Raw genomic sequence first — 22,879 nt, 5'->3', positions numbered from 1 at the left:
GCGGCCTTAAAGCCGACCGGGTTTTTGCTGTCGATCCCGTTCCCATGTGGCTGGCTTGCCAGCTCCCACAGGGGAGCGGCGTGGCCAGATACGCGGTATAAAAAAGGCGACCCGAAGGCCGCCTTTTTCAACACCGTACTGATCAGAACTCGTGATCAGCGTTATCCGGGTTCAGGTCGCTGATGCCCAGCTTGCCTGCGGCCGCTTCGATCGAACCGGTCTGCTTGACCAGTGCGGCGATGGCGTCGCGTACGATCTGGTTGCCCGCATCGTTGCCGGCAGCGATCAGTTGGTCGTAGTGCTCACCCTTGTTGGCGTGGTCAACCATGACTTGGATCTTCGCTTCAGTCGCCGCCAGGTCCGCTTTCAATGCGGTATCGGCAGCCGGGTCGGCCTTGGCCACCAAGGACGACAGGCTGGCGCCGGTCAGCTTGGTGCCATCGACGCGGGTGTACTCGCCCAGGTAGACGTTGCGGATGCCCTTGGCGTCGTAGAAGTGCGAGTAGTGGGTGTTGTCGCTGAAGCAGTCTTGTTCGTCTTCCGGCGAGTTGGCTTCCAGGGAAACCTTCATGCGTTCACCGGCCAGCTCGCCCAGGGACAGGCTGCCCATGCCGAACAGCATTTTGCGCAGGCCGTCGGTGGCAGGTTCTGCCTCGAGGGTGGCGCGGTAGTTGTCTTCGACGTTGGGTTTCCAGTTGCCGACCATTTCTTCCAGGTCGCTGACCAACAGTTGGGTCACGGCGCTCAGGTACGCACGGCGACGCTCGTTGTGGCCGCCCGTGGCGCCGTCGCCGGTCAGGTAGTCCGACGCTGGACGGTTGCCGGCGCCCGGGCCGGTGCCGTTCAGGTCCTGGCCCCACAGCAGGAATTCGATGGCGTGGTAACCGGTGGCGACGTTGGCCTCGGAACCGCCCAGCTCATTGAGGCTGGCGAGTTTTTCCGGGGTGATGTCCTTCACGTCGACCTTGTCTTCGCCGACCTGGATCTCGGTGTTGGCGATGATGTTGGCGGTGGCGCCTGGGTTACCCAGGGCGTGTTCGTAGGACTTGTCGACGTAGTCGATCAGGCCTTCGTCCAGCGGCCATGCGTTCACCTGGCCTTCCCAGTCGTCGATGATGGTGTTGCCGAAGCGGAACACTTCGCTCTGCAGGTACGGGACGCGGGCAGCGATCCAGGCAGTGCGCGCGGCTTTCAGGGTTTCGTCGTTCGGCTTGGCGAGGAACGCGTCGATCGCGGTTTGCAGGGTTTTCGCGGTGGACTCGGCATCGCTGTAGACCGCAAACACCATGTCCGCGTAATGCGCGACCACGGCCTTGGCGGCCGCTTCGTCGACCTGGCCGGCAGGGGTGGCAGCCGCTGGAGCGGTAGTGCTGGCGGCCGGGGTCGGCGCCTGGGGCGCTGCGGCCTTGTCTTTACCTTCGCCGCAACCGGCGAGAGAAATGGCAATGGCCAGCAGACTGGCGGTGGCCAGGGGCATACGAATCATGGCGAACATCCTGCTTCGGTTGTTGATAGGGCGCGCGGGGGAGCGCAAAAACTGCGACATAATGCGAAAGATTTGCATTTTGTGTAAAGGGTTATACGCGGGAAATATTCAGTATCGGTTTGCGGTGTCAGAGAATCGCTGCGTTATTCCGCTCGGACTGCTTCAAAAACGCCGCCAGCTCCCGAGCCGGCAAGGGTTTGCTGTAGTGATAGCCCTGACCTTCATGGCAGCCTTCGGAGATGATGTAGGCCTCCTGTTCAGCGGTTTCCACACCTTCGGCGATCACCTGCATGCCCAGGCTTTTGCCCAGTTGGATGATCGCGCGCACGATGGTGGCATCGTCGTCATCGTCCAGCAGGTCCTGGACGAAACTCTTGTCGATCTTGATCTTGTCCAGGGGCAGGCTTTTCAGGTAACTGAGGGATGAGTAGCCGGTGCCGAAGTCATCGATGGCAATCAACGCACCGGAACGGCGCAGGCTCAGCAAGTGCTGGGCGGCGGTGCTGATGTCTTCCATCAGGCCGGTCTCGGTGACTTCCAGTTCCAGGCTGCGCGGCGGTAGGCGGTAGATCTGCATCAGGTTGTTGACCACCCGTGGCAACTCGGTGTGATGCAACTGCACGGTGGACAGGTTGACGGCCATGCGCAACTCGGTGAAGCCCAAGTCGTGCCATTCGCGCAGTTGCCGGCAAGCCTGGTCCAGCACCCATTCGCCAATCGCAATGATGGTGCCATTCTGCTCGGCCAGCGGGATAAACAGGTCCGGCGGCACCAAGCCATGTTCCGGGTGCTGCCAACGGATGAGCGCTTCCACGCCGACCACGTGGTGGTCGCGGTAGCTGATCTGCGGTTGGTACACCAGGTGGAATTGATCGCGGGCGAGGGCGTCGCGCAGGTCTTTCTCCAGCTCGCGGCGGCGGCGCATTTCGCTGTCGACGCTGGCGATATAGAACTGATAGCGGTTGCGCGACCGGGTCTTGGCCAGGGTCATGGTCTGTTCGGCTTTTTGCAGCAGCTTTTCGGTGCTGTCGCCGTCTTCCGGGAACAGGGTGATGCCGATAGTGGCGCGCAGGCGGATGCCTTCATGGTCGAGGGGGAACTCCGCCTCCAGGTCATCGAGGATACTTTGCGCCAGCTCGGCGGCCTCGTAGGGCTGCTCGATATCGGCCTGTACCAAGGCGAACTGATCGCCGCCCAGCCGGGCCAGTGCGCCAAGGCGGCCGCTGTGGGCGCGCAGGCGGTCGGCCAGGGCCAGCAGCAGTTTGTCGCCAGCCTGGTAGGTGAACTGCTCGTTGACGCTTTTGAAGTCATCCAGCCCCACGCACAGCACGGCCACGCGTCGCTGCCGACGACCGGCGTCGATGAGGATCTTGTCCAGTTGCTCCTGCAGTTTCTGGCGGTTCGGCAATCCGGTCAGGAAGTCATACTGGGCCATGCGCAGCAGGCTGCTTTCTGCCTCGTGGCGCAGGTGGGTATTACGTTCGATGGATTCGAGCAATTGGTTGGCGGTATTGATCCACAGCCCCAACTCGTTGCGTTCGTGACCCTTGATCTGAGGGATCTTGTGCTCGCTGGGCCTGTCGGGGTTGATCGAGGTAAGGTGCTCGATAATCCGTGACAGCGGCTTGGTCAGCAGCCAGTGATAGACCAGGTACAGCACCAGGCCCATGGCCAGGGCGCGCAGCACCCCGGAAATAAAAATGATCACTGAATTGACGATAAAACCCTGGCCGTACGTGGCGGTGTCGAGGGTGATACTCAGGTCGCCGTAGTACTCGCTGTAAGGGCCTTTACCCACCAAGGCAGTAGTGAAGGTGCGTTCCTGGCCAAGAATCAGGTCGGTCAACCAGCGGCTGGGGGCTTGCTGCAAGGCACGGCTTTTCTCCGCCAGCATGGTCTCGTTGGGGTGGCCGATGGACGCCATGCGCACGGCGTCGTCCTGGAACAGGCCCTCAATGACTTGCATGCCCATCTCGCGGTCGAGGCTATAGACGGCCTGGGTCGAGGGGTCGCGAAACATGTCGAGAATGCGCTGCGCATCGCCGGCCACAGCCTGTCGCGTCTTATAGGCATCGAAAACGATCTGCGCCACGCTCAGCGCCACGCCCACGATCAATGCCGACAGCAACACAACCCGTAGCAACTTCACCGACAAGCTGTTCTTGAGTTCCAGCTTCAAAGGGGCATTCCTTGTCTCATGCGGGTGGCCTTCAATATGCCATGAGTATTGGCAATCTGGGCATGGCAGTCAAAGGAACATTGGGGCAGGGGCAGGTTTGATGCGGACAGGGGCGGTCTAAAAGGAGCAGGCCCTGCGATAGGCAGGGCGGATTGGCATCCGCCTGCCCAAAAAACAACAGGTACTTAGGTTACATGAGGGGGCAGACGGTTATGCGGACTTAGACAGCTCATAGGAAATCTTTGTATCGATGGACTTTGCGAACTCGATTTTCTTCTGCTCGCTCTGATCGTTGCTGTCTTCTTCGGCAAATAGCTTCTTCGCGGCGGCATCCGCGAAGGGCTGGATGAGCGGGGTGATCGCTTTGGTGATCTCTCCAGCGGCCTTGGCGAGGTCGCCAACGATGGGCAGTGCTGCGAGTGCTCCAATAGTCATGGTTATTTCTCCGACAGGGGTGAGTGGCGAATTCCTCTCCCTATCTGGGTGGCGACGTCACGTGGCTCGGTTCCATCACCCACAAAAAAGCCCGGCGAATGCCGGGCTCTTTTTACTGCAAGCAGTGCTTAGGCAGTGAAGGTCTTGCCTTCGAACTGCTCAGCCACGAACTTCCAGTTGACCAGGTTCCAGAACGCTTCCACATACTTTGGACGCACGTTGCGGTAGTCGATGTAGTAGGCGTGTTCCCACACGTCGCAGGTCAGCAGCGGGGTGTCGCCGCTGGTCAGCGGGTTGCCGGCGCCGATGGTGCTGGCCAGGGCCAGGGAGCCGTCAGCCTTTTTCACCAGCCAGCCCCAACCGGAACCGAAGGTGCCGACGGACGTCTTGGTGAACTCTTCCTTGAACTTGTCGAACGAACCGAACGAAGCGTTGATGGCTTCAGCCAGTGCGCCGGTCGGTTGGCCGCCGGCGTTTGGCGCCAGGCAGTTCCAGTAGAAGGTGTGGTTCCAGACCTGAGCGGCGTTGTTGAAGATACCGCCCGAAGAGGATTTGACGATCTCTTCCAGGGTCTTGCCTTCGAACTCGGTGCCTGGCACCAGGTTGTTCAGGTTCACGACATAGGTGTTGTGGTGCTTGTCGTGGTGGTATTCCAAGGTTTCCTTGGAAATGTGCGGCTGCAGGGCATCGTGTGCGTAGGGCAGCGGCGGCAATTCGAAAGCCATGATGATTCTCCTAATCAGGTCAGTTGCGGTGAGCGCAAGGCCGATCACGGGCGGCCAAACAAGCGCCGGGGAGTTTGTACTCTTTGCGGCGCAGGGTCCGGATCATAGCACCGGGGGTGCGGCAAAACCACGCAACAACTGTGTGGGATAGAGGTTCCAGAGCGTTTTGGAATATTCCTCAGGCACTGATCAATTGATAGGCCACGCTGAACATCATCACTGCCACCAATAGGTCCAGCAGGCGCCACGTGGCGGGGCGTGCCAGCCAGGGTGCCAGCCACGCCGCACCGAGTGCCAGGGTTGAGAACCACAGCAGTGAAGCGCTGGCCGCACCGGCCACATAGGCGCCCGGCTCGGTCTGCTGGGCACCGAGGGAGCCAATCAGCAGCACGGTGTCCAGATAAACGTGGGGGTTGAGCAATGTGACGGCCAACGCGCTCAGCATGACCGCGCGCAGCGAGCGCACCTTTAGATGGTCTGCCTGGTCCAGGCTCTGTTTCGAACAGGCCCGGCGCAGCGCACAAGCGCCGTACCAGATCAGGAACGCCGCACCGCCCCAGCGCGCAACCGCCAGCAGTATCGGGCTTTGCGCCAGCACCGTCGCCAGGCCAAACACCCCGGCGGCCACCAGCAGGGCATCACACACCACGCACAGCGCCGCCACGGGTAAATGATGTTCACGGCGCAGGCTTTGCGCGAGGACAAAGGCATTCTGGGTGCCGATGGCCATGATCAAGCCCAGGGCGACCAGCAGCCCGTTCACATAACTCTGCCACATAGGGGTTACTCCGCGTTCGCTGCCAGTTGTTGCAACACCTGCATGGCCCGCTCGGCATCGGCACGGCCGACGAACAGGTGATCGTGGTAGTAGCCGGCAATCACGTTGCAACTGATGCCGGCCTTGCCCAGCGCGCTGGCGAAGGCGGCGGTCAGGCCCACGGCTTCCAGGGCCGAGTGCACATTCAAAGTGATCCACGCGGCGACGTAGTCAAAGGCCAGCCCGGCCTGTTGCGCCTGCTGGCGTTCGACGATCAAGGTCAGGCCTTCCTGCTCGCGGAAGCTGCCGATCACCTCGCACCCGGCCGGGATCTGGTGATCGGGCAGGGTGCAGAACACGTAGTCACCTTCATTAAGGTGGGGGCTCATGCTGTGTAGCAGGGTTGCCAGGGCGGTTTCGCCAGCCATGGGGAGGTTCCTTTAATAAAGAGAGAAGCGATGCTGGCTATTCTCAGGGTGCAGGCTGTATAAGAAAAACCAATATTGCTGATCGCTCATTAGAGAAACTGATGTTCGACTATAAATTGCTCTCGGCCCTGGCGGCGGTGGTGGAACAGGCGGGCTTCGAGCGCGCCGCTCAAGTGCTGGGGTTGTCGCAGTCGGCGATCTCCCAGCGCATCAAGCTGTTGGAAGCGCGCATCGGCCAACCGGTATTGGTGCGGGCCACGCCGCCGACGCCCACCGATATTGGCCGTCGTCTGCTCAACCATGTGCAGCAGGTGCGCTTGCTGGAACGTGACCTGCAAAGCCAGGTGCCCGCGCTGGACGAGGAGGGCATGCCCGAACGCCTGCGCATCGCGTTGAACGCCGACAGCCTCGCCACCTGGTGGGCCGAGGCCGTCAGCGACTTTTGCGCCGAGCAGCATCTGCTGCTGGATCTGGTCGTCGAGGACCAGACCGTGGGCCTCAAACGCATGCGTGCCGGCGAGGTAGCCGCCTGTATCTGCGCCAGCGAGCGCCCGGTGGCGGGCGCGCGCAGCCTGTTGCTGGGTGCCATGCGCTATCGCGCGCTGGCCAGCCCGGCCTTTATCGCCCGGCACTTCCCGGATGGCGTGCGCGCCGATCAACTGGCGCGCACGCCGGCTTTGGTGTTCGGCCCGGACGATTTCCTGCAACACCGCTACCTGGCTTCACTCGGGGTGGACGGCGGTTTCGAGCACCATTTATGCCCATCGTCCGAAGGCTTTATCCGCCTGACCGAAGCCGGCCTTGGCTGGGGGCTGGTGCCGGAATTGCAGGTACGCGACCAACTGGAAAAGGGCATATTGGTCGAGTTATTGCCAGATAAGCCCATCGATGTACCGTTGTACTGGCATCATTGGCGCAGTGGCGGGCAATTGCTGGGCTTGTTGACCGACCACCTGGCCCAGGCGTGTGGCCAATGGTTGGTGCCGTTGGAGTGATGGCGTGCGTCAAGGCAACAGCGATGAAAAACGAAAGAACACGGGGTAATACATGAAGATTCTGGTCACCGGCGCAAGCGGCTTCATTGGTGGACGCTTTGCGCGTTTCGCCTTGGAGCAGGGCCTGGACGTGCGGGTCAACGGGCGACGTGCCGAAGGTGTGGAGCATCTGGTCAGGCGCGGCGCCGAGTTTATCCAGGGTGATTTGAATGACGCTGACCTGGTGCGCGACCTGTGCCGCGATGTCGAGGCCGTGGTGCATTGCGCCGGCGCCGTCGGGCTATGGGGCAAGTACCAGGACTTTCATCAAGGCAACGTGCTGGTGACCGAGAACGTTGTGGAAGCCTGCCTCAAGGAGCGTGTCGGCCGGTTGGTGCACCTGTCGTCGCCGTCGATCTATTTTGACGGCCGCGACCACCTGGGCCTGACCGAAGAACAAGTACCCAAGCGTTTCAAGCATCCCTATGCCGCCACCAAGTACCTGGCCGAGCAGAAGGTGTTTGGTGCCCAGGAGTTCGGCCTCGAAGTGTTGGCCCTGCGCCCGCGCTTCGTGACTGGCGCCGGCGACATGAGCATCTTCCCGCGCCTGCTGAAAATGCAACGCAAGAACCGCCTGGCCATTGTTGGCGACGGCCTGAACAAAGTCGATTTCACCAGCGTGCACAACCTCAACGAAGCGCTGCTCAGCAGCCTGCTCGCCACGGGCTCGGCGCTGGGCAAGGCCTACAACATCAGCAACGGTACGCCTGTGCCGGTGTGGGACGTGGTCAACTACGTGATGCGCCAGATGGAGCTGCCGCAGGTGACGCGGTATCGGTCCTACGGTTTGTCCTACAGCGTGGCGGCGGTCAACGAAGCCTTTTGCGCGATGTGGCCCGGCCGCCCGGAACCGGCGTTGTCGCGCCTGGGCATGCAGGTTATGAACAAAGATTTCACCCTCGACATCAGCCGTGCCAGGCATTATCTGGACTACGAGCCTAAAGTCAGCCTGTGGACCGCCCTCGACGAGTTCTGCAGTTGGTGGAAAGCCCAGGATCCGGGGTTCAAGTAAGCACACAAGAGGCAACACTTCGGGAACCGAATTTGGCATTCCAGGTCGATCAGTGCGCCGGGAACGCGGTTTATACTCCCGTCGCTCGCCCCTTCACCGATTCAGGGTTGATTCATGCGTAATGATGCTAAAGACGACTTCGACAACGTTCCCAGCCTGCGGGCGGATGTCGGGGATGACGATGATTTCGAACCTTCTCCCGCCACCTCGGTGCGTTCGCGCACAACCAAGTTGGTCAAGGTCAAGAGCGCCAGCACCGGCCCATTGTGGGCCTTGATCGGCGCGCTGCTGATCGCCTTTGCGGGCCTGGCCTGGTGGAGCTTCCAGCAGATTTCCCTGATGGGCCAGCAGTTGGTTGCCACCCAGGAAAGCTTTGCGCGCATCAGCGAAGAAGCGGCGGGGCGCCTGCAGGATATTTCCGGCAAGGTGGTGGCCAGTGAAGCCAGCGTCAACAATGGCAGCGAAGCGTTGAAATTGCAGATCAAGCAACTCGAAAGCCAATTGCTGGAGCAGGGCAAGCAGCAAATCGGCGTGGCCGGCCAGGCCACCGAGCTGGACAAGCGCCTGGCTCAGATGACCGCCAGTACCACTGAGCTGTCCAACGCCAACAGCAAATTGCAAGGCCAGGTCCAGGCGTTGACCGATGCCGTGGCGACCCTCAAGGCGGCGCAAGGTGATGCCGGCAAGCGCGATACCGAGATCAAGGAACTGACCGCTGACGTGGCCGCCTTGAAGAAACAGGGCAACCCGAGCGCGGCCATTGCCCGTATCGAGCAGGACCTTGTGGTACTCAAGAGCGCCCAGGACAACCAGCCGGCCAACAGTGATGCGCCTACCAACAAAGAGTTTGACGTGTTCCGCATCCAGACCACGCGCAACATCACCACGTTGCAGAGCCAGGTGCAGACCCTCAACCAACAGCTCAACGCGCCGGCGAAGATCACCCCACTCGGCCAATAAGGGCGCTGACAGAAATGTCACCATCTGGTGACATTTCCCATCCCCTTCGTTACTTGCCCCCACCTCGCCCTTGTTTAGACTCCGGTCATCCCACAAAAAATAATAAGGGCCACCCATGACCACGCAACCACTGCCTGCCAGCAGTTGGCTGAACGCGCCTGCCCATCACGCCTGGCTCGCCGCCGAAGGCCAGCGCCTGCTGGCATTTGCCAAGGCTTCTCGACTGCCCGATGGCTTTGGCAACCTGGACGATAAAGGCCAGTTGCCCGCCGACGCCCACGCCGAAACCATGAACACCGCCCGCATGACCCACAGCTTCGCCATGGCGCATGCCTTGGGCTTGCCGGGGTATGCCGACCTGGTAGCGCACGGTGTGGCCGCCCTGAGTGGCCCATTGCGTGACAGTGAGCACGGTGGTTGGTTCGCCGCACCCCACGCCCTCGATGGCAACCGTGGCAAAGCTGCCTACCTGCACGCCTTCGTTGCCTTGGCCGCCAGCTCTGCGGTGGTAGCCGGCGCTCCTGGTGCGCAAAACCTGCTCAATGACGCCATCCATATCATCGACCAGTTTTTCTGGAGCGAAGAGGAGGGCGTGATGCTCGAGTCCTTTGCCCAGGACTGGAGCGGCGTCGAGGCTTATCGCGGCGCCAACAGCAACATGCATGCCACCGAAGCCTTTCTTGCCCTGGCCGATGTAACGGGTGACACCCGCTGGCTGGACCGCGCGCTGCGTATCGTCGAGCGTGTGATCCACACCCATGCCGCCGGCAACCAGTTCATGGTGATCGAGCATTTCGACGTTCATTGGCAACCCTTGCTCGGCTACAACGAAGACAACCCCGCCGACGGCTTTCGCCCGTACGGCATCACTCCCGGCCACGGCTTCGAATGGGCGCGACTGCTGCTGCACCTGGAAGCTGCGCGCCTGCAAGCCGGGCTGGCGACGCCCGAGTGGCTGGTGGGCGACGCCAAGGGCTTGTTCGCCAGCGCTTGTGAATACGCCTGGTCCGTGGATGGTGCCCCCGGCATCGTCTACACCCTGGACTGGAACCACCGCCCGGTCGTGCGCGAGCGCCTGCACTGGACCCATGCCGAAGCCAGCGCCGCTGCCCAGGCCTTGCTCAAGCGCACCGGCGAGTTGCACTACGAGACCTGGTACCGGCGGTTCTGGGAGTTTTGCGAAACCCACTTTATCGACCGCACCCACGGCAGTTGGCACCACGAACTCAGCCCGCACAATCAACCGAGCAGCAACATCTGGGGCGGCAAGCCGGACCTGTACCATGCCTGGCAAGCGGTGGTGCTGCCTGCACTGCCCTTGGCACCCAGCATGTGCAGTGCCATCGGGGTTGGGCGTTATGTCACCAGCTGGTGACATTTGTGCATCCCTTTGTTACCTGCGCCTCAAAAATCCATGTTTAAACTCCGTGCAGCGCAAGCCTTAGACTTGCATGCATAACAACAAGAAAAGGTACTCAGATGAACGCGATTAATCGCCTCGCCGTTGCTATTTCCATTGCCTCGTTGTTTCCCCTCAGTGCATTTGCCGCCGACTCGAAAGGGACGGTTGAAGTTGTGCATTGGTGGACCTCGGGTGGTGAGAAGGCGGCTGTAGATGTCCTGAAGGCCCAAGTTGAGAAAGATGGCTTCGTCTGGAAAGACGGCGCCGTCGCAGGTGGCGGTGGCGCCACCGCCATGACCGTGCTGAAAAGCCGCGCGGTCGCCGGTAACCCGCCAGGTGTTGCCCAGATCAAAGGCCCCGACATTCAGGAATGGGCGTCCACTGGCCTGCTCGACACCGACGTGCTCAAAGACGTCGCCAAAGAAGAGAAGTGGGACTCCCTGCTCGACAAGAAAGTCTCCGATACCGTGAAGTACGACGGTGACTACGTCGCCGTACCGGTCAACATCCACCGCGTGAACTGGCTGTGGATCAACCCGGAAGTCTTCAAGAAAGCCGGTATCACCAAGAACCCGACCACCCTCGAAGAATTCTACGCAGCCGGCGACAAGCTGAAAGCCGCAGGCTTCATTCCGCTCGCCCACGGTGGCCAGCCTTGGCAGGACAGCACTGTGTTTGAAGCGGTGGTGTTGTCGGTGATGGGTGCCGACGGCTACAAGAAAGCCCTGGTCGACCTGGATAACGGCGCACTGACCGGTCCGGAAATGGTCAAGGCCCTGACCGAGCTGAAGAAAGTCGCGACCTACATGGACGTCGACGGCAAAGGCCAGGACTGGAACCTCGAAGCGGGCAAGGTCATCAATGGCAAGGCCGGCATGCAGATCATGGGTGACTGGGCCAAGTCCGAATGGACCGCTGCCAAGAAAGTCGCCGGCAAAGACTACGAGTGTGTAGCTTTCCCGGGCACCGACAAAGCCTTCACCTACAACATCGACTCCCTGGCGGTGTTCAAGCAGAAAGACAAAGGCACTGCTGCGGGTCAGCAGGACATCGCCAAAGTCGTGCTGGGTGAAAACTTCCAGAAAGTGTTCAGCATCAACAAGGGCTCGATCCCTGTGCGTAACGACATGCTGAACAAAATGGACTCCTACGGCTTCGACTCCTGCGCCCAGACCGCTGCCAAGGACTTCCTGGCAGACGCCAAGACCGGCGGCCTGCAGCCAAGCATGGCGCACAACATGGCGACCACGCTGGCAGTGCAAGGTGCGTTCTTTGATGTCGTGACCAACTACATCAACGACCCGAAAGCCGACCCGGCCGACACCGCCAAGAAACTTGGCGCTGCGATCAAATCGGCCAAGTAACGTCTGGTAACGGCTTTTTGTAGGAGCCGGGCTTGTGTGGGAGCGGGCTTGCTCGCGAAGGCATCACCGCGGTGTAACGGTTACACCGCGCCGCCTGCTTCGCGAGCAAGCCCGCTCCCACACAAAGCCAGCGTCACAAGGTTTATTGGCTGGTCCTTTTTCCCTGTATTGGATTTTCCCATGAGTTCTGTTGCTGTGTTCAGCAAAGCCTCGCCGTTCGATGCACTGCAGCGCTGGCTACCCAAACTGGTGCTGGCGCCCAGCATGTTCATCGTGTTGGTGGGCTTCTACGGCTACATCCTGTGGACGTTTGTACTCTCGTTCACCAATTCCACGTTCCTGCCAAGCTACAAATGGGCGGGCCTTGCGCAATACGCGCGGTTGTTCGACAACGACCGCTGGTGGGTAGCGAGCAAGAACCTGGCCGTGTTTGGCGGGATGTTCATCGGCATCACGCTAGTGATTGGCGTGACCCTGGCGATCTTCCTCGACCAGAAGATCCGCCGCGAAGGCTTTATCCGCACCATTTATCTGTACCCGATGGCGCTCTCGATGATCGTCACCGGTACCGCCTGGAAATGGCTGCTCAACCCGGGCATGGGCCTGGACAAACTCCTGCGTGATTGGGGCTGGGAAGGCTTCCGTCTCGACTGGCTGATCGACCCGGACCGCGTGGTCTACTGCCTGGTGATCGCCGCTGTCTGGCAAGCCTCCGGCTTCATCATGGCGATGTTCCTCGCGGGCCTGCGCGGTGTCGATCAATCGATCGTGCGTGCCGCGCAGATCGACGGTGCGAGTCTGCCGCGCATTTACTGGAGCGTGGTGCTGCCAAGCCTGCGTCCGGTGTTCTTCAGTGCGGTGATGATCCTGGCGCACATTGCGATCAAGAGCTTCGACCTGGTGGCGGCGATGACGGCTGGCGGCCCCGGCTACTCGTCCGACCTGCCGGCGATGTTCATGTACTCGTTCACCTTCAGCCGTGGCCAGATGGGCATGGGTTCGGCCAGTGCCATCCTGATGCTCGGTGCGATCCTCGCTATCATCGTGCCTTACCTCTATTCCGAGCTGAGGACCAAACGTAATGACTAGTCTCGCCTCCAAATCACCTATCAGCCTGAGTCGCATCGCGATCTACGCGGTGCTGATCCTTGCCGTGCTGCTGTACCTGGTGCCGCTGGTGGTGATGCTGCTGACCAGCTTCAAGACCCCGGAAGACATCAGCACCGGCAACCTGCTGAGCTGGCCGACCGTGGTCTCCGGCATCGGCTGGGTCAAGGCCTGGGCCACCGTGGATGGCTACTTCTGGAACTCGATCAAGATCACCGTTCCAGCCGTACTGATCTCCACCGCCATCGGTGCATTGAACGGTTATGTGCTGTCGTTCTGGCGCTTCAAAGGCTCGCAGCTGTTTTTCGGCCTGCTGTTGTTTGGCTGCTTCCTGCCGTTCCAGACCGTGCTGCTGCCGGCGTCGTTCACCCTCGGCAAGATGGGCCTGGCCAGCACCACCACCGGCCTGGTGTTTGTGCACGTGGTCTACGGGCTGGCGTTTACCACGCTGTTCTTCCGTAACTACTACGTGAGCATTCCGGATGCGCTGATCAAGGCCGCGCGTTTGGACGGTGCGGGATTCTTCACCATCTTCCGTCAGATCATTCTGCCGATGTCGACCCCGATCATCATGGTCTGCCTGATCTGGCAGTTCACCCAGATCTGGAACGACTTCCTGTTCGGTGTGGTGTTCTCCAGTGGCGACTCCCAGCCCATCACGGTGGCGCTGAACAACCTGGTCAACACCAGCACCGGGGCCAAGGAATATAACGTGGATATGGCGGCGGCGATGATCGCCGGGCTGCCGACCCTGCTGGTCTATGTGATCGCAGGCAAGTATTTCGTGCGCGGCCTCACGGCCGGCGCGGTCAAGGGGTAATCATGGCTACGCTTGAACTTCGCAATGTAAACAAGACCTATGGCGCCGGCCTGCCCGACACCTTGAAGAACATCGATCTGTCGATCAAGGAAGGCGAATTCCTGATCCTGGTCGGCCCTTCGGGGTGCGGTAAATCCACGCTGATGAACTGCATCGCCGGCCTTGAGACCATCACCGGCGGCGCGATCATGATCGGCGACCAGGACGTGAGTGGCATGAGCCCCAAGGACCGTGACATCGCCATGGTGTTCCAGTCCTACGCGCTGTACCCGACCATGAGCGTGCGCGAGAACATCGAGTTCGGCCTCAAGATCCGCAAGATGCCCCAGGCCGATATCGACGCCGAAGTGGCACGCGTGGCCAAGCTGCTGCAGATCGAACACCTGCTCAATCGCAAGCCGGGCCAGCTCTCCGGCGGCCAGCAACAGCGCGTGGCCATGGGCCGTGCCCTGGCGCGTCGGCCGAAGATCTACCTGTTCGACGAACCGCTGTCCAACCTCGACGCCAAGCTGCGCGTCGAGATGCGCACCGAAATGAAACTGATGCACCAGCGCCTCAAGACCACCACGGTCTACGTGACCCACGACCAGATCGAAGCGATGACCCTGGGCGACAAGGTAGCGGTGATGAAGGACGGCATCATCCAGCAGTTCGGCACCCCAAAAGAGATCTACAACAACCCGGCCAACCAGTTCGTGGCGAGCTTCATTGGTTCGCCACCGATGAACTTCGTGCCCCTGCGCCTGCAACGCAAGGACGGTCGCCTGGTGGCCCTGCTCGACAGCGGCCAGGCCCGTTGCGAGCTGGCGCTGAACACCACAGACGCCGGCCTGGAAGACCGCGACGTGATCCTCGGCTTGCGTCCGGAGCAAATCATGCTGGCGGTGGGCGAGGCCAACAGTGCCTCAAGCATTCGTGCCGAAGTCCAGGTGACCGAGCCGACTGGCCCGGACACCCTGGTGTTCGTGCAGCTCAATGACACCAAGGTCTGCTGCCGCCTGGCACCCGACGTGGCTCCGCAGGTGGGCGAGACCCTGACCCTGCAATTCGATCCTTCCAAGGTACTGCTGTTCGACGCCAACACCGGCGAGCGACTGGGCACTGTGCAGTCACAGCCTGTCCCTGTGGGAGCCGGGCTTGCCCGCGATGGCATCACTGCGTTGTAACTGAAGGACCGAGTTGCCTGCATCGCGGGCAAGCCCGGCTCCCACAGAAGCAGATAAGTTGTTGTTTTAGATAAAAAAAGTAAACCGCGTTAGATAAAAACAGTTTAATAACAATAAAGACGAGGATGTAGGGATGAAAAAGCAACACAACAACACTCGGCTGATCTGCCAACTGTCAGCTGCAGCAGCCCTGGTATTGTCCGCCAATGCGATGGCAGACGATGCATTCAGCTCCAGTTCCAAGTGGATGACGGGCGATTGGGGTGGCGAGCGTACCAAGCTGATCGAGCAAGGTATCGACATCAAGGCTGACTACGTTGGGGAGATGGGCTACAACGCCCATGGCGGCTACAACGACGACAAGACCGGTCGCTACTCTGACCAGTTCGGTCTCGGTGTGGCACTGGACCTGCAAAAGCTGTGGGGCTGGGATAACACCCAGGCCAAGATCCAGTTGACCAACCGTAATGGCCAAAACATCTCCAACGACCGTATCGGCGACCCGCGTGCCGGCACCTTGAGCTCGTCTCAAGAGGTCTACGGTCGTGGCCATATGGTGCGTCTGACCCAGTTCTGGATTCAGCACCAGATGTTCGACAACAAGCTGGACGTGAAACTCGGTTACTTCGGCGAAGGCGAAGACTTCAACACCTTCCCATGCGACTTCCAGAACCTGTCGTTCTGCGGCTCGCAAGTGGGTAACTACGTCAACACCTGGTACAACTGGCCCGTTAGCCAGGCCGCGATCCGCGTGAAGTACAACATCACGCCAGAGCTGTACGCGCAGATCGGTGCGTACAACCAGAACCCTTCGCAGCTGGAGCACGGCAACGGCTTCAAACTCAGCGGCAGCGGCACCAAGGGCACCGTGATTCCGGTGGAATTGGTCTGGTCGCCGAAGGTCAACAGCCTGCCGGGCGAATACCGTGTGGGTTACTACAAGAGCGCGGCTGATGCCTCTGACGTCCGTGAAGACATCAACGGCAACGATGCGGCTACCACTGGCGCGGCTTACCGTACCCGCAGCAGCAAGAAAGGCTACTGGTTCGTTGCCCAACAGCAACTCACCACGCATAACGGCGACGCTTCCCGCGGCCTGAACATCGCAGCCAACGCCACCTTCCACGACAAGGAAACCAACCTGGTCGACAACTACCAGTCGATCATGCTGGTGTACAAAGGCCCATTCGACGCGCGTCCAAAAGACGACATCGGTATTGGCGTGGCTCGCCTGCACGTGAATGATGACGTGAAGAAAAACTCTGAACTGCTCAACGCCGCCAATGGCGTGAGCGACTATGACAACCCGCTGTACACGCCGATTCGCGAGACCGAGTACAACGTCGAACTCAACTACGGCATCAAGGTGACCAACTGGCTGACCGTGCGTCCTAACCTGCAATACGTCGTCCAGCCTGGCGGCGTGGACAAAGTCGACAACGCGTTGGTAGCCGGCCTGAAAATCCAGTCTACGTTCTAACGCTGTTGCGATAAGCTCCTCCTCTCTGTGCGCATTTTGCGGGTAGCCATGGCTACCCGCTTTTTTGTGTGGGAGCTGGCTTGACTGCGATGGCATCACTTTGGTTTATCTGAAGCACCGAGTTGCCTGCATCGCAGGCAAGCCAGCGCCTACAAAGAATTTCAGGACCGGGCACATGCATGAGCAACCGCTGCAACGCTTTTTCAAATCCCTGCGCGAGCGACCGGTGTTCGCCTGGGAGCGCTTTCAGATGCGCGATGTGTTGGTGATCGACCATCCGCTGTGCCAGGCGGTGTTCAGTCGCCAGGGCGCGCAATTGCTGCACTTTCAGCCTACCGGTCAAAAGCCTTGGTTGTGGTGTGCAGCCAAGTGGCCGCAAGTCGGCGCCATCCGAGGTGGCGTGCCGGTGTGCTGGCCGTGGTATGGCCGTCACCCGAGCGAAAATGCCTGGCCTTCCCATGGCTGGGCGCGGCTGATTGACTGGAAACTGCTCGACAGCAGCACCGACGACGACGGCGTCCGCCTGCACTGGCAATTGCAACTGTGTGACTGGCAGGTCGACCTGCACGCGCACCTGGGCGAAACCCTGGAACTGCGCCTGAGCACCGAGCATCAGGATGAGCTGCCGTGCCAGTTGAGCCACGCTTTGCATGCTTACTGGCGTATTGGTCACGTCGATGAGATAGCGCTGTCTGGACTTGACGGTGCCCAGGGTTACGACCAGCTCAATCGCCAGGTTTGCCAACAGGAAGGCGAGCTAAGGGTGGAGGGCGGATGCCAGCGGGTGTTCCAGCACGAGGGTGAATTGCAGCTCAAGGACCACGCCTGGCAGCGTGAACTGTGCATCGACACCGGCGACAGCGCCGACACAGTGGTGTGGCACCCAGGCAGCCGGCCGCTGTTGGGCGTGAGCTTCAACGAGGCGTCGGGGTTTGTGTGTGTGGAGTCGGCGATGGCGGGGGCGAGCCTGGCGCCGGGGGAGAGGGCGCATCTCAGTCTGCAGGCAAGAGCGGGGGTTTAGCGTGGCATTGCGGTTGTTGTGGGCGGGCTTGTTGTGGTGAGCGGGCTTGCCCCGCGCTGGGCTGCGAAGCAGCCCCATTACAGGCGCTGTGTATGTACCTGATGTACCGAGGGGCCCGTTTTTCAGGGCGGCTTCGCCACCCAGCGCGGGGCAAGCCCGCTCACCACATACAAACTCCCTCTCACCGGCAGTGGTGTTGCAGGCTTAGTTGAACTCATCCCCCACCGGATACCGGCTGTCATTCAAGCTCTCTTTGATCTTGCGCAGATGCGGCTGGAAATCCACCCCGCGCCGCAGGGTCATGCCGGTTGCCAGCACATCCAGCACCGTCAGTTGGATAATCCGCGAGGTCATCGGCATGTAGATATCGGTGTCTTCCGGCAGCGGAATATTCAGGCTCACGGTACTGGCCTTGGCCAGCGGCGAGTTCTCGGCAGTCACGCCCAGCACTGAAGCGCCGTTCTCCCGCGCGATACGCGCCACTTCCACCAATTCACGGGTACGCCCGGTGTAGGAAATAATCACGAACAGTTCACCGGTGTGCGCCACCGAGGCGATCATGCGTTGCATCAGCACGTCCGCGTGCGCGGTCACCGCCAGGTTGAAGCGGAAGAATTTGTGCAGCGCATCCATTGCCACCGGGGCCGAAGCACCGAGGCCAAAGAAGTGGATCTGCCGCGCTTGGATCAACAGGTCCACGGCCTTGCTGATCAAGTTCGGGTCCAGGGCCTGGCAGGCGCTGTCGAGGGACGCGATGGCACTGCCAAAGATCTTCTGGGTGTAGGCCTCAGGGTTATCATCGGCCTCCACGGCGCGGCTGACATATGCCGCGCCACTGGCCAGGCTTTGCGCCAGCTGCAATTTCAGTTCAGGGTAACCGCTGACACCGAACGAACGGCAAAAACGGTTGACCGTCGGTTCACTGACCGAGGCGGCCTGGGCCAGGGCGGCGATAGAGAAGCGGGTCGCCTGCTGCGGGTTGAGCAGGATGACCTCGGCGACTTTTTTCTCGGCCTTGTTCAATTCTTCGAGGCGGTTCCGGATCTGTTCCAGAAGATTTCGCACGCGGTCCATTCAGTCTTTCCTTCGGGCGACGATGCAAATAAAAGGTGGCAACCAATCGATGAGTGGTCTTTTGCGGTGGCCTATCCTACTGAGGGTAGCTGAACACCACCACTCGGAATGCGTATTTCGGGAAAATGTTGTGGTTATTACTACATTTTTCCTTGAGTGATGCCTTGAAAAAAGGTATTTGTAGCTTAACTTGATAAAAGAACAAACATCATGCCTTCGATAACCGTAGAACCCTGCACCTTTGCCCTGTTTGGCGCCTTGGGTGATCTGGCGCTGCGCAAGTTATTTCCTGCCCTCTATCAACTCGATGGCGCCGCGCTCCTGCACGACGACACGCGCATCCTGGCCCTGGCCCGTGAAGCCGGTTCCGAGCAACAGCACCTGGCGCACATTGAAAAAGAATTGCGTAAATACGTCGGCAAGGAACTGGACGAAACCATCGCCCAGCGTTTCCTGGCGCGGCTGACCTATGTTCACGTCGACTTCATGAAAGCCGATGACTACGTGGCCCTGGCGGAAATCGCCGGCACCGAACAACGCTTGATCGCCTACTTCGCCACCCCGGCGGCGGTGTACGGCGCGATTTGCGAGAACCTGTCCAAGGTCGGCCTGGCAGAAAATACCCGCGTGGTGCTGGAAAAGCCCATCGGTTCGGACCTGGAGTCCTCGCGCAAGGTCAACGACGCCGTGGCGCAGTTCTTTCCGGAGAACCGCACCTACCGCATCGACCACTACCTGGGTAAAGAGACCGTCCAGAACCTGATCGCCCTGCGTTTCGCCAACAGCCTGTTCGAAACCCAGTGGAACCAGAACTACATCTCCCACGTGGAAATCACCGTGGCCGAGCAGGTCGGTATCGAAGGCCGTTGGGGCTATTTCGACAAGGCCGGCCAGCTGCGCGACATGATCCAGAACCACTTGCTGCAGCTGCTGTGCCTGATCGCCATGGACCCGCCGGCCGACCTGTCCGCCGACAGCATCCGCGACGAGAAGGTCAAGGTGCTCAAGGCCCTCGCGCCGATCAGCCCGGACGGCCTGACCACCCAAGTGGTGCGCGGCCAGTACATCGCTGGCTACAGCGCCGGCAAGCCTGTGCCGGGGTACCTGGAGGAAGAAAATTCCAACACCCAGAGCGACACCGAGACCTTCGTCGCCCTGCGTGCCGATATCCGTAACTGGCGTTGGGCCGGGGTGCCGTTCTACCTGCGCACCGGCAAGCGCATGCCGCAGAAGCTGTCGCAGATCGTCATTCACTTCAAGGAACCGTCCCACTACATCTTCGCTCCCGAGCAGCGCCTGCAGATCAGCAACAAACTGATCATCCGCCTGCAGCCGGACGAAGGTATTTCCTTGCGCGTGATGACCAAGGAGCAGGGCCTGGACAAGGGCATGCAACTGCGCAGCGGTCCGCTGCAACTGAATTTTTCCGACACCTATCGCAGCGCCCGGATCCCGGATGCCTACGAGCGCTTGTTGTTGGAAGTAATGCGCGGCAATCAGAACCTGTTTGTTCGCAAAGATGAAATCGAAGCCGCGTGGAAGTGGTGTGACCAGTTGATCGCCGGGTGGAAAAAATCCGGTGATGCGCCCAAGCCGTACGCGGCGGGTTCCTGGGGGCCGATGAGCTCGATTGCACTGATCACGCGGGATGGGAGGTCGTGGTATGGCGATATCTGAATTGAAACTGCCCCAGGGCGTCACTCCCCATGAGTACCGCACCCCGGTGCTGTTGGCGGAAGGGCTGGCCAATGACGTGGCCGAGCAGTTGCGCACGGCCATCAGTGCCCGTGGCGAAGCGACCCTGGTGGTATCCGGTGGCCGTAGCCCAGTGGCGTTTTTCCAGCACCTGGCCAAGCAGGGCCTGGATTGGTCCAAGGTCACCATCACCCTGGCCGACGAGCGTTGGGTGCCGGTGGAACACGCCGACAGCAATGCAGGCTTGTTGAAGCAGCACCTGCTGCAAGGCCCGGCGGCCAAGGCCAGGTTCTTGAGCCTGTACAGCGCTGCCGCCAACCTCGAAGACGCTGCCGAGCAGGCTGACCGCCTGCTGGCCGAATTGCCAGCCATTGATGTGCTGGTTCTGGGCATGGGGGATGACGGCCACACCGCATCGCTGTTTCCCAACAGTCCGAACCTGAGCCAGGCCCTGCAGGCCGACGGTACCCGCCGTTGCTGGCCGATGCTGGCGCCGACCGTGCCCCACCAGCGCCTGACCATGAGTCGCGCATTGCTGGCCACGGCGAACTACACCGTGCTGTCGATTTCCGGCAGTTCGAAATTGACCACCTTGAGCGCCGCGCTGGCCAGTGACGATGTTGCTGCCATGCCGATCCGCGCGTTTTTGCAACCTACTTTAGAGATTTACTGGTGCCCATGAGCCAAGGATCAGCCGCTATGAAAAGCCCTCAACCGACCGTGTCCATGGCGGATAAAGTTGCCCTGATCGACAGTCTCTGCGCCAAGGCGCGGATCCTGCCGGTGATCACCATCGCCCGCGAACAGGACATCCTGCCGCTGGCCGATGCCCTGGCAGCCGGTGGTTTGACCGCATTGGAAGTGACCCTGCGTTCCGAGTTCGGCCTCAAGGCCATTCAGGTACTGCGCGAGCAACGGCCTGAACTGTGCACCGGTGCCGGCACCGTGCTCGACCGCCACATGCTTGAAGCGGCCGAAGTGGCTGGCTCGCAATTTATCGTCACCCCTGGCATTACCCGCGACCTGCTGGAAGCCTCGGTGCACAGCCCCATCCCACTGCTGCCAGGCATCAGCAATGCCTCGGGCATCATGGAAGGCTATGGCCTGGGCTACCGCCGCTTCAAGCTGTTCCCGGCCGAAGTCAGCGGTGGCGTGGCTGCAATCAAGGCCCTCGGCGGCCCGTTCGGCGAGGTGAAGTTCTGCCCGACCGGTGGCGTGGGCCCGGCCAACATCAAAAACTACATGGCGTTGAAAAACGTGATGTGCGTGGGCGGTAGCTGGATGCTCGACCCGGAATGGGTCAAGAACGGCGACTGGGCCCGCATCCAGGAAGTCACTGCGCAGGCGCTGGCACTGCTGGATTGATCTACTTTTACTGAATCGTTGTTGCTGTGCTTAACGGCATTTTTGCGGTGCACTTGGTCGGTGTACCGCTTTTTTTTGCCCGCTGAAAAGTGCACTACAACCTGTAGGAGCCCGGCTTGCCGGCGATGGCGCCATCGAGGTAGGTGCAAGTCTTGCGGGCCTGATCGCCGGCAAGCCGGGCTCCTACAAGGTATGGGTGTTCAGTTCGGTAATGGCTTTAACCAAGGCATTGATATCCGTTGCTGACGTCACCAACCCCGGCGTCACCCGGATACAGGTACCAAACGACGCTCCTTCGCGCGTCGTGGTGAACAAGTTGTAGTCCTTGAGCAAACGCTCCGTCATCACCTGCTGATCGCGCCCTATAAACTTGAACGCCGTAATTCCGCAATAAAGGCGCGGATCGTCCGGCGTCAGCACTTCGATCCCAGGCAGGGCCCGTACCTGGCTGACCCACAAGTCCCGCAAGTAATTCACTCGCGCGCCCTTGGCCGCCGCGCCGCCCAGTTGCAGATGTTCTTCAAGCACTAGGGGCAAGGTCATCAGTGCCGGAAAATTCGGCGTGCTGTAGGGCGTACGTGCGCGAACGTCGGTGGCGGGGTAGTGGAACTCTCCCATGTCCGGATCAATGTCTGCCAGACGTTCCGGGGCGATGTACAGAAAGCCCAACGTCAGCGGGGCGCCAATCCATTTGTGCAGGTTGAAACCGGCAAACTGGATCCCCAATTCGGCCAGGTTGAATTCGATCTGGCCCAGGGCATGGGCGCCGTCGAGGATTATGTCGATGCCGTGCTCGCGCGCAGCCTGGGCAATCGCGGCCACCGGCATGACCAGCCCGGTGCGGTGGGTGACGTGGGTCAGTGCCATTAGTTTCAAGCGTGGGTACTGCACGAATGCATCGCGATACGTCTGAACCAGGCTGTCGAAACTCGCCGGGTGCGTGTGGGACAGTTCGATGACTTCCACGCCGCGATAGCCCGCCAGCCAGCGCATGGCGCCTTTAACGGTGTCGTACTCCAGGTCGCTGATCAGCACCTGATCGCCCGGTTGCAGGCGGTTGTAGTTGCGGATCAGCGATTGCAGGGCTTCGGTGGCATTGCGGGTGAAGGCCACTGCGGCGGGGTCGGCGTCGATCAGCCCGGCCAGTTGGCAGCGGATCGCGTCGTTTTCGCCACGCTCGAATTGCTGGCGCACATGCAACGAATTGCTACGGTTGATAAACGCAACGTGTTCCAGGTACTGCGCCTGTACTGCTTGGCTCATGCGGCCGAAGTAACCGTTTTCCAGGTTGATCGGGCCGGGCTCCAGCGCGTAACGCTGGGCGACGGTGTACCAGTGAAGCTCGTTGTCTGCATTCCGTGGCATGGGC

Annotated in this window: 21 protein-coding genes; 13 read left to right on the top strand and 8 right to left on the bottom strand. The window is 60.6% G+C overall.

The window, feature by feature from the left end; genetic code table 11:
• Nucleotides 1-142 precede the first annotated feature (142 nt).
• From KUA23_RS23935 to KUA23_RS23910, 6 genes are all read right to left on the bottom strand, one after another.
• Nucleotides 143-1,486: an imelysin family protein gene (locus tag KUA23_RS23935; RefSeq protein ID WP_078049981.1), complete on the bottom strand. Its 1,344-nt coding sequence runs from the start codon at nt 1,484-1,486 to the stop codon at nt 143-145.
• Nucleotides 1,487-1,613: 127 nt separating this feature from the next.
• Nucleotides 1,614-3,665, bottom strand: coding sequence for a putative bifunctional diguanylate cyclase/phosphodiesterase (locus tag KUA23_RS23930; RefSeq protein ID WP_078049980.1), 2,052 nt, complete (start codon nt 3,663-3,665; stop codon nt 1,614-1,616).
• 210 nt (nt 3,666-3,875) lie between these two features.
• Nucleotides 3,876-4,100: a hypothetical protein gene (locus KUA23_RS23925; protein ID WP_078049979.1), complete on the bottom strand. Its 225-nt coding sequence runs from the start codon at nt 4,098-4,100 to the stop codon at nt 3,876-3,878.
• Between the two features lie 128 nt (nt 4,101-4,228).
• Nucleotides 4,229-4,825, bottom strand: a complete 597-nt coding sequence (locus KUA23_RS23920) for a superoxide dismutase (RefSeq protein ID WP_078049978.1) — start codon at nt 4,823-4,825, stop codon at nt 4,229-4,231.
• 178 nt (nt 4,826-5,003) lie between these two features.
• Entirely contained in the window at nt 5,004-5,603 is a 600-nt protein-coding gene (locus KUA23_RS23915) for a LysE/ArgO family amino acid transporter (RefSeq protein WP_252992969.1), read from the bottom strand.
• Between the two features lie 5 nt (nt 5,604-5,608).
• Nucleotides 5,609-6,010 (bottom strand): ACT domain-containing protein, encoded by a 402-nt coding sequence (locus KUA23_RS23910; RefSeq protein ID WP_252992968.1) that lies wholly within the window; start codon nt 6,008-6,010, stop codon nt 5,609-5,611.
• A gap of 101 nt (nt 6,011-6,111) precedes the next feature.
• Between KUA23_RS23910 and KUA23_RS23905 the strand changes: the two genes are divergently transcribed.
• From KUA23_RS23905 to KUA23_RS23860, 10 genes are all read left to right on the top strand, one after another.
• Nucleotides 6,112-7,005, top strand: a complete 894-nt coding sequence (locus KUA23_RS23905; protein WP_078049975.1) for a LysR family transcriptional regulator ArgP — start codon at nt 6,112-6,114, stop codon at nt 7,003-7,005.
• A gap of 52 nt (nt 7,006-7,057) precedes the next feature.
• Nucleotides 7,058-8,056, top strand: coding sequence for an NAD-dependent epimerase/dehydratase family protein (locus tag KUA23_RS23900; RefSeq protein WP_099494303.1), 999 nt, complete (start codon nt 7,058-7,060; stop codon nt 8,054-8,056).
• Between the two features lie 114 nt (nt 8,057-8,170).
• Complete coding sequence (locus tag KUA23_RS23895) at nt 8,171-9,016, top strand: ATPase (protein WP_252992967.1); 846 nt, start codon at nt 8,171-8,173, stop codon at nt 9,014-9,016.
• A gap of 115 nt (nt 9,017-9,131) precedes the next feature.
• Nucleotides 9,132-10,391, top strand: coding sequence for a D-mannose isomerase (locus tag KUA23_RS23890; RefSeq protein ID WP_252992966.1), 1,260 nt, complete (start codon nt 9,132-9,134; stop codon nt 10,389-10,391).
• 104 nt (nt 10,392-10,495) lie between these two features.
• Nucleotides 10,496-11,782: an ABC transporter substrate-binding protein gene (locus tag KUA23_RS23885; protein WP_252992965.1), complete on the top strand. Its 1,287-nt coding sequence runs from the start codon at nt 10,496-10,498 to the stop codon at nt 11,780-11,782.
• 180 nt (nt 11,783-11,962) lie between these two features.
• Nucleotides 11,963-12,871: a carbohydrate ABC transporter permease gene (locus KUA23_RS23880; RefSeq protein ID WP_028617701.1), complete on the top strand. Its 909-nt coding sequence runs from the start codon at nt 11,963-11,965 to the stop codon at nt 12,869-12,871.
• Nucleotides 12,864-13,709, top strand: coding sequence for a carbohydrate ABC transporter permease (locus KUA23_RS23875; protein ID WP_078049970.1), 846 nt, complete (start codon nt 12,864-12,866; stop codon nt 13,707-13,709). The genes KUA23_RS23880 and KUA23_RS23875 overlap by 8 nt, the downstream gene beginning before the upstream one ends.
• 2 nt (nt 13,710-13,711) lie before the next feature.
• The gene (locus tag KUA23_RS23870; protein ID WP_252992964.1) at nt 13,712-14,875 is read left to right on the top strand and encodes an ABC transporter ATP-binding protein; all 1,164 of its coding nucleotides are present in this window, start codon (nt 13,712-13,714) and stop codon (nt 14,873-14,875) included.
• A 133-nt stretch (nt 14,876-15,008) separates the two neighbouring features.
• Nucleotides 15,009-16,355: a carbohydrate porin gene (locus tag KUA23_RS23865; RefSeq protein ID WP_078049968.1), complete on the top strand. Its 1,347-nt coding sequence runs from the start codon at nt 15,009-15,011 to the stop codon at nt 16,353-16,355.
• A gap of 175 nt (nt 16,356-16,530) precedes the next feature.
• Nucleotides 16,531-17,376 carry a D-hexose-6-phosphate mutarotase gene (locus KUA23_RS23860; RefSeq protein ID WP_071489446.1) on the top strand — a complete coding sequence of 282 codons (846 nt, stop codon included), beginning with the start codon at nt 16,531-16,533 and terminating at the stop codon, nt 17,374-17,376.
• A gap of 204 nt (nt 17,377-17,580) precedes the next feature.
• On the opposite strand, the gene KUA23_RS23855 is transcribed toward KUA23_RS23860, so the two are convergent.
• A complete protein-coding gene (locus tag KUA23_RS23855; RefSeq protein ID WP_174555598.1) occupies nt 17,581-18,441 on the bottom strand; it encodes a MurR/RpiR family transcriptional regulator in 861 nt (286 codons plus the stop codon).
• Nucleotides 18,442-18,660: 219 nt separating this feature from the next.
• Here KUA23_RS23855 and zwf point away from each other — a divergent pair, with 219 nt between their 5' ends.
• The 3 genes from zwf to KUA23_RS23840 are packed head-to-tail and all read left to right on the top strand — an operon-like array spanning nt 18,661 to nt 21,510.
• Entirely contained in the window at nt 18,661-20,127 is a 1,467-nt protein-coding gene (zwf, locus tag KUA23_RS23850; protein WP_025858439.1) for a glucose-6-phosphate dehydrogenase, read from the top strand.
• On the top strand, nt 20,114-20,827 hold the full coding sequence (gene pgl / locus KUA23_RS23845; RefSeq protein ID WP_099494309.1) for a 6-phosphogluconolactonase: 714 nt from the start codon (nt 20,114-20,116) through the stop codon (nt 20,825-20,827). Before zwf ends, pgl begins: the two co-directional genes overlap by 14 nt.
• A 17-nt stretch (nt 20,828-20,844) precedes the next feature.
• Nucleotides 20,845-21,510: a bifunctional 4-hydroxy-2-oxoglutarate aldolase/2-dehydro-3-deoxy-phosphogluconate aldolase gene (locus KUA23_RS23840; protein ID WP_026013852.1), complete on the top strand. Its 666-nt coding sequence runs from the start codon at nt 20,845-20,847 to the stop codon at nt 21,508-21,510.
• 183 nt (nt 21,511-21,693) lie between these two features.
• Here KUA23_RS23840 and KUA23_RS23835 read toward each other — a convergent pair whose 3' ends face one another.
• Nucleotides 21,694-22,875 (bottom strand): aminotransferase class V-fold PLP-dependent enzyme, encoded by a 1,182-nt coding sequence (locus KUA23_RS23835; protein ID WP_252992963.1) that lies wholly within the window; start codon nt 22,873-22,875, stop codon nt 21,694-21,696.
• Nucleotides 22,876-22,879 lie beyond the last annotated feature (4 nt).

Source organism: Pseudomonas pergaminensis (genome assembly GCF_024112395.2).
GTDB lineage: Bacteria > Pseudomonadota > Gammaproteobacteria > Pseudomonadales > Pseudomonadaceae > Aquipseudomonas > Aquipseudomonas pergaminensis.
The sequence above is the reverse complement of the archived record's forward strand: the minus strand, read 5'-3'. Positions and strand labels throughout refer to the sequence as shown.

Excerpts from the sequence above, each read along its gene's own strand:
- KUA23_RS23935 (WP_078049981.1), bottom strand. The coding sequence starts at position 1,486 with ATGATTCGTATGCCCCTGGCCACCGCCAGTCTGCTGGCCATTGCCATT.
- KUA23_RS23925 (WP_078049979.1), bottom strand. The coding sequence starts at position 4,100 with ATGACTATTGGAGCACTCGCAGCACTGCCCATCGTTGGCGACCTCGCC.
- KUA23_RS23920 (WP_078049978.1), bottom strand. The coding sequence starts at position 4,825 with ATGGCTTTCGAATTGCCGCCGCTGCCCTACGCACACGATGCCCTGCAG.
- KUA23_RS23915 (WP_252992969.1), bottom strand. The coding sequence starts at position 5,603 with ATGTGGCAGAGTTATGTGAACGGGCTGCTGGTCGCCCTGGGCTTGATC.
- KUA23_RS23910 (WP_252992968.1), bottom strand. The coding sequence starts at position 6,010 with ATGGCTGGCGAAACCGCCCTGGCAACCCTGCTACACAGCATGAGCCCC.
- KUA23_RS23905 (WP_078049975.1), top strand. The coding sequence starts at position 6,112 with ATGTTCGACTATAAATTGCTCTCGGCCCTGGCGGCGGTGGTGGAACAG.
- KUA23_RS23900 (WP_099494303.1), top strand. The coding sequence starts at position 7,058 with ATGAAGATTCTGGTCACCGGCGCAAGCGGCTTCATTGGTGGACGCTTT.
- KUA23_RS23895 (WP_252992967.1), top strand. The coding sequence starts at position 8,171 with ATGCGTAATGATGCTAAAGACGACTTCGACAACGTTCCCAGCCTGCGG.
- KUA23_RS23890 (WP_252992966.1), top strand. The coding sequence starts at position 9,132 with ATGACCACGCAACCACTGCCTGCCAGCAGTTGGCTGAACGCGCCTGCC.
- KUA23_RS23885 (WP_252992965.1), top strand. The coding sequence starts at position 10,496 with ATGAACGCGATTAATCGCCTCGCCGTTGCTATTTCCATTGCCTCGTTG.
- KUA23_RS23880 (WP_028617701.1), top strand. The coding sequence starts at position 11,963 with ATGAGTTCTGTTGCTGTGTTCAGCAAAGCCTCGCCGTTCGATGCACTG.
- KUA23_RS23875 (WP_078049970.1), top strand. The coding sequence starts at position 12,864 with ATGACTAGTCTCGCCTCCAAATCACCTATCAGCCTGAGTCGCATCGCG.
- KUA23_RS23870 (WP_252992964.1), top strand. The coding sequence starts at position 13,712 with ATGGCTACGCTTGAACTTCGCAATGTAAACAAGACCTATGGCGCCGGC.
- KUA23_RS23865 (WP_078049968.1), top strand. The coding sequence starts at position 15,009 with ATGAAAAAGCAACACAACAACACTCGGCTGATCTGCCAACTGTCAGCT.
- KUA23_RS23860 (WP_071489446.1), top strand. The coding sequence starts at position 16,531 with ATGCATGAGCAACCGCTGCAACGCTTTTTCAAATCCCTGCGCGAGCGA.
- zwf (WP_025858439.1), top strand. The coding sequence starts at position 18,661 with ATGCCTTCGATAACCGTAGAACCCTGCACCTTTGCCCTGTTTGGCGCC.
- pgl (WP_099494309.1), top strand. The coding sequence starts at position 20,114 with ATGGCGATATCTGAATTGAAACTGCCCCAGGGCGTCACTCCCCATGAG.
- KUA23_RS23840 (WP_026013852.1), top strand. The coding sequence starts at position 20,845 with ATGAAAAGCCCTCAACCGACCGTGTCCATGGCGGATAAAGTTGCCCTG.
- KUA23_RS23835 (WP_252992963.1), bottom strand. The coding sequence starts at position 22,875 with ATGCCACGGAATGCAGACAACGAGCTTCACTGGTACACCGTCGCCCAG.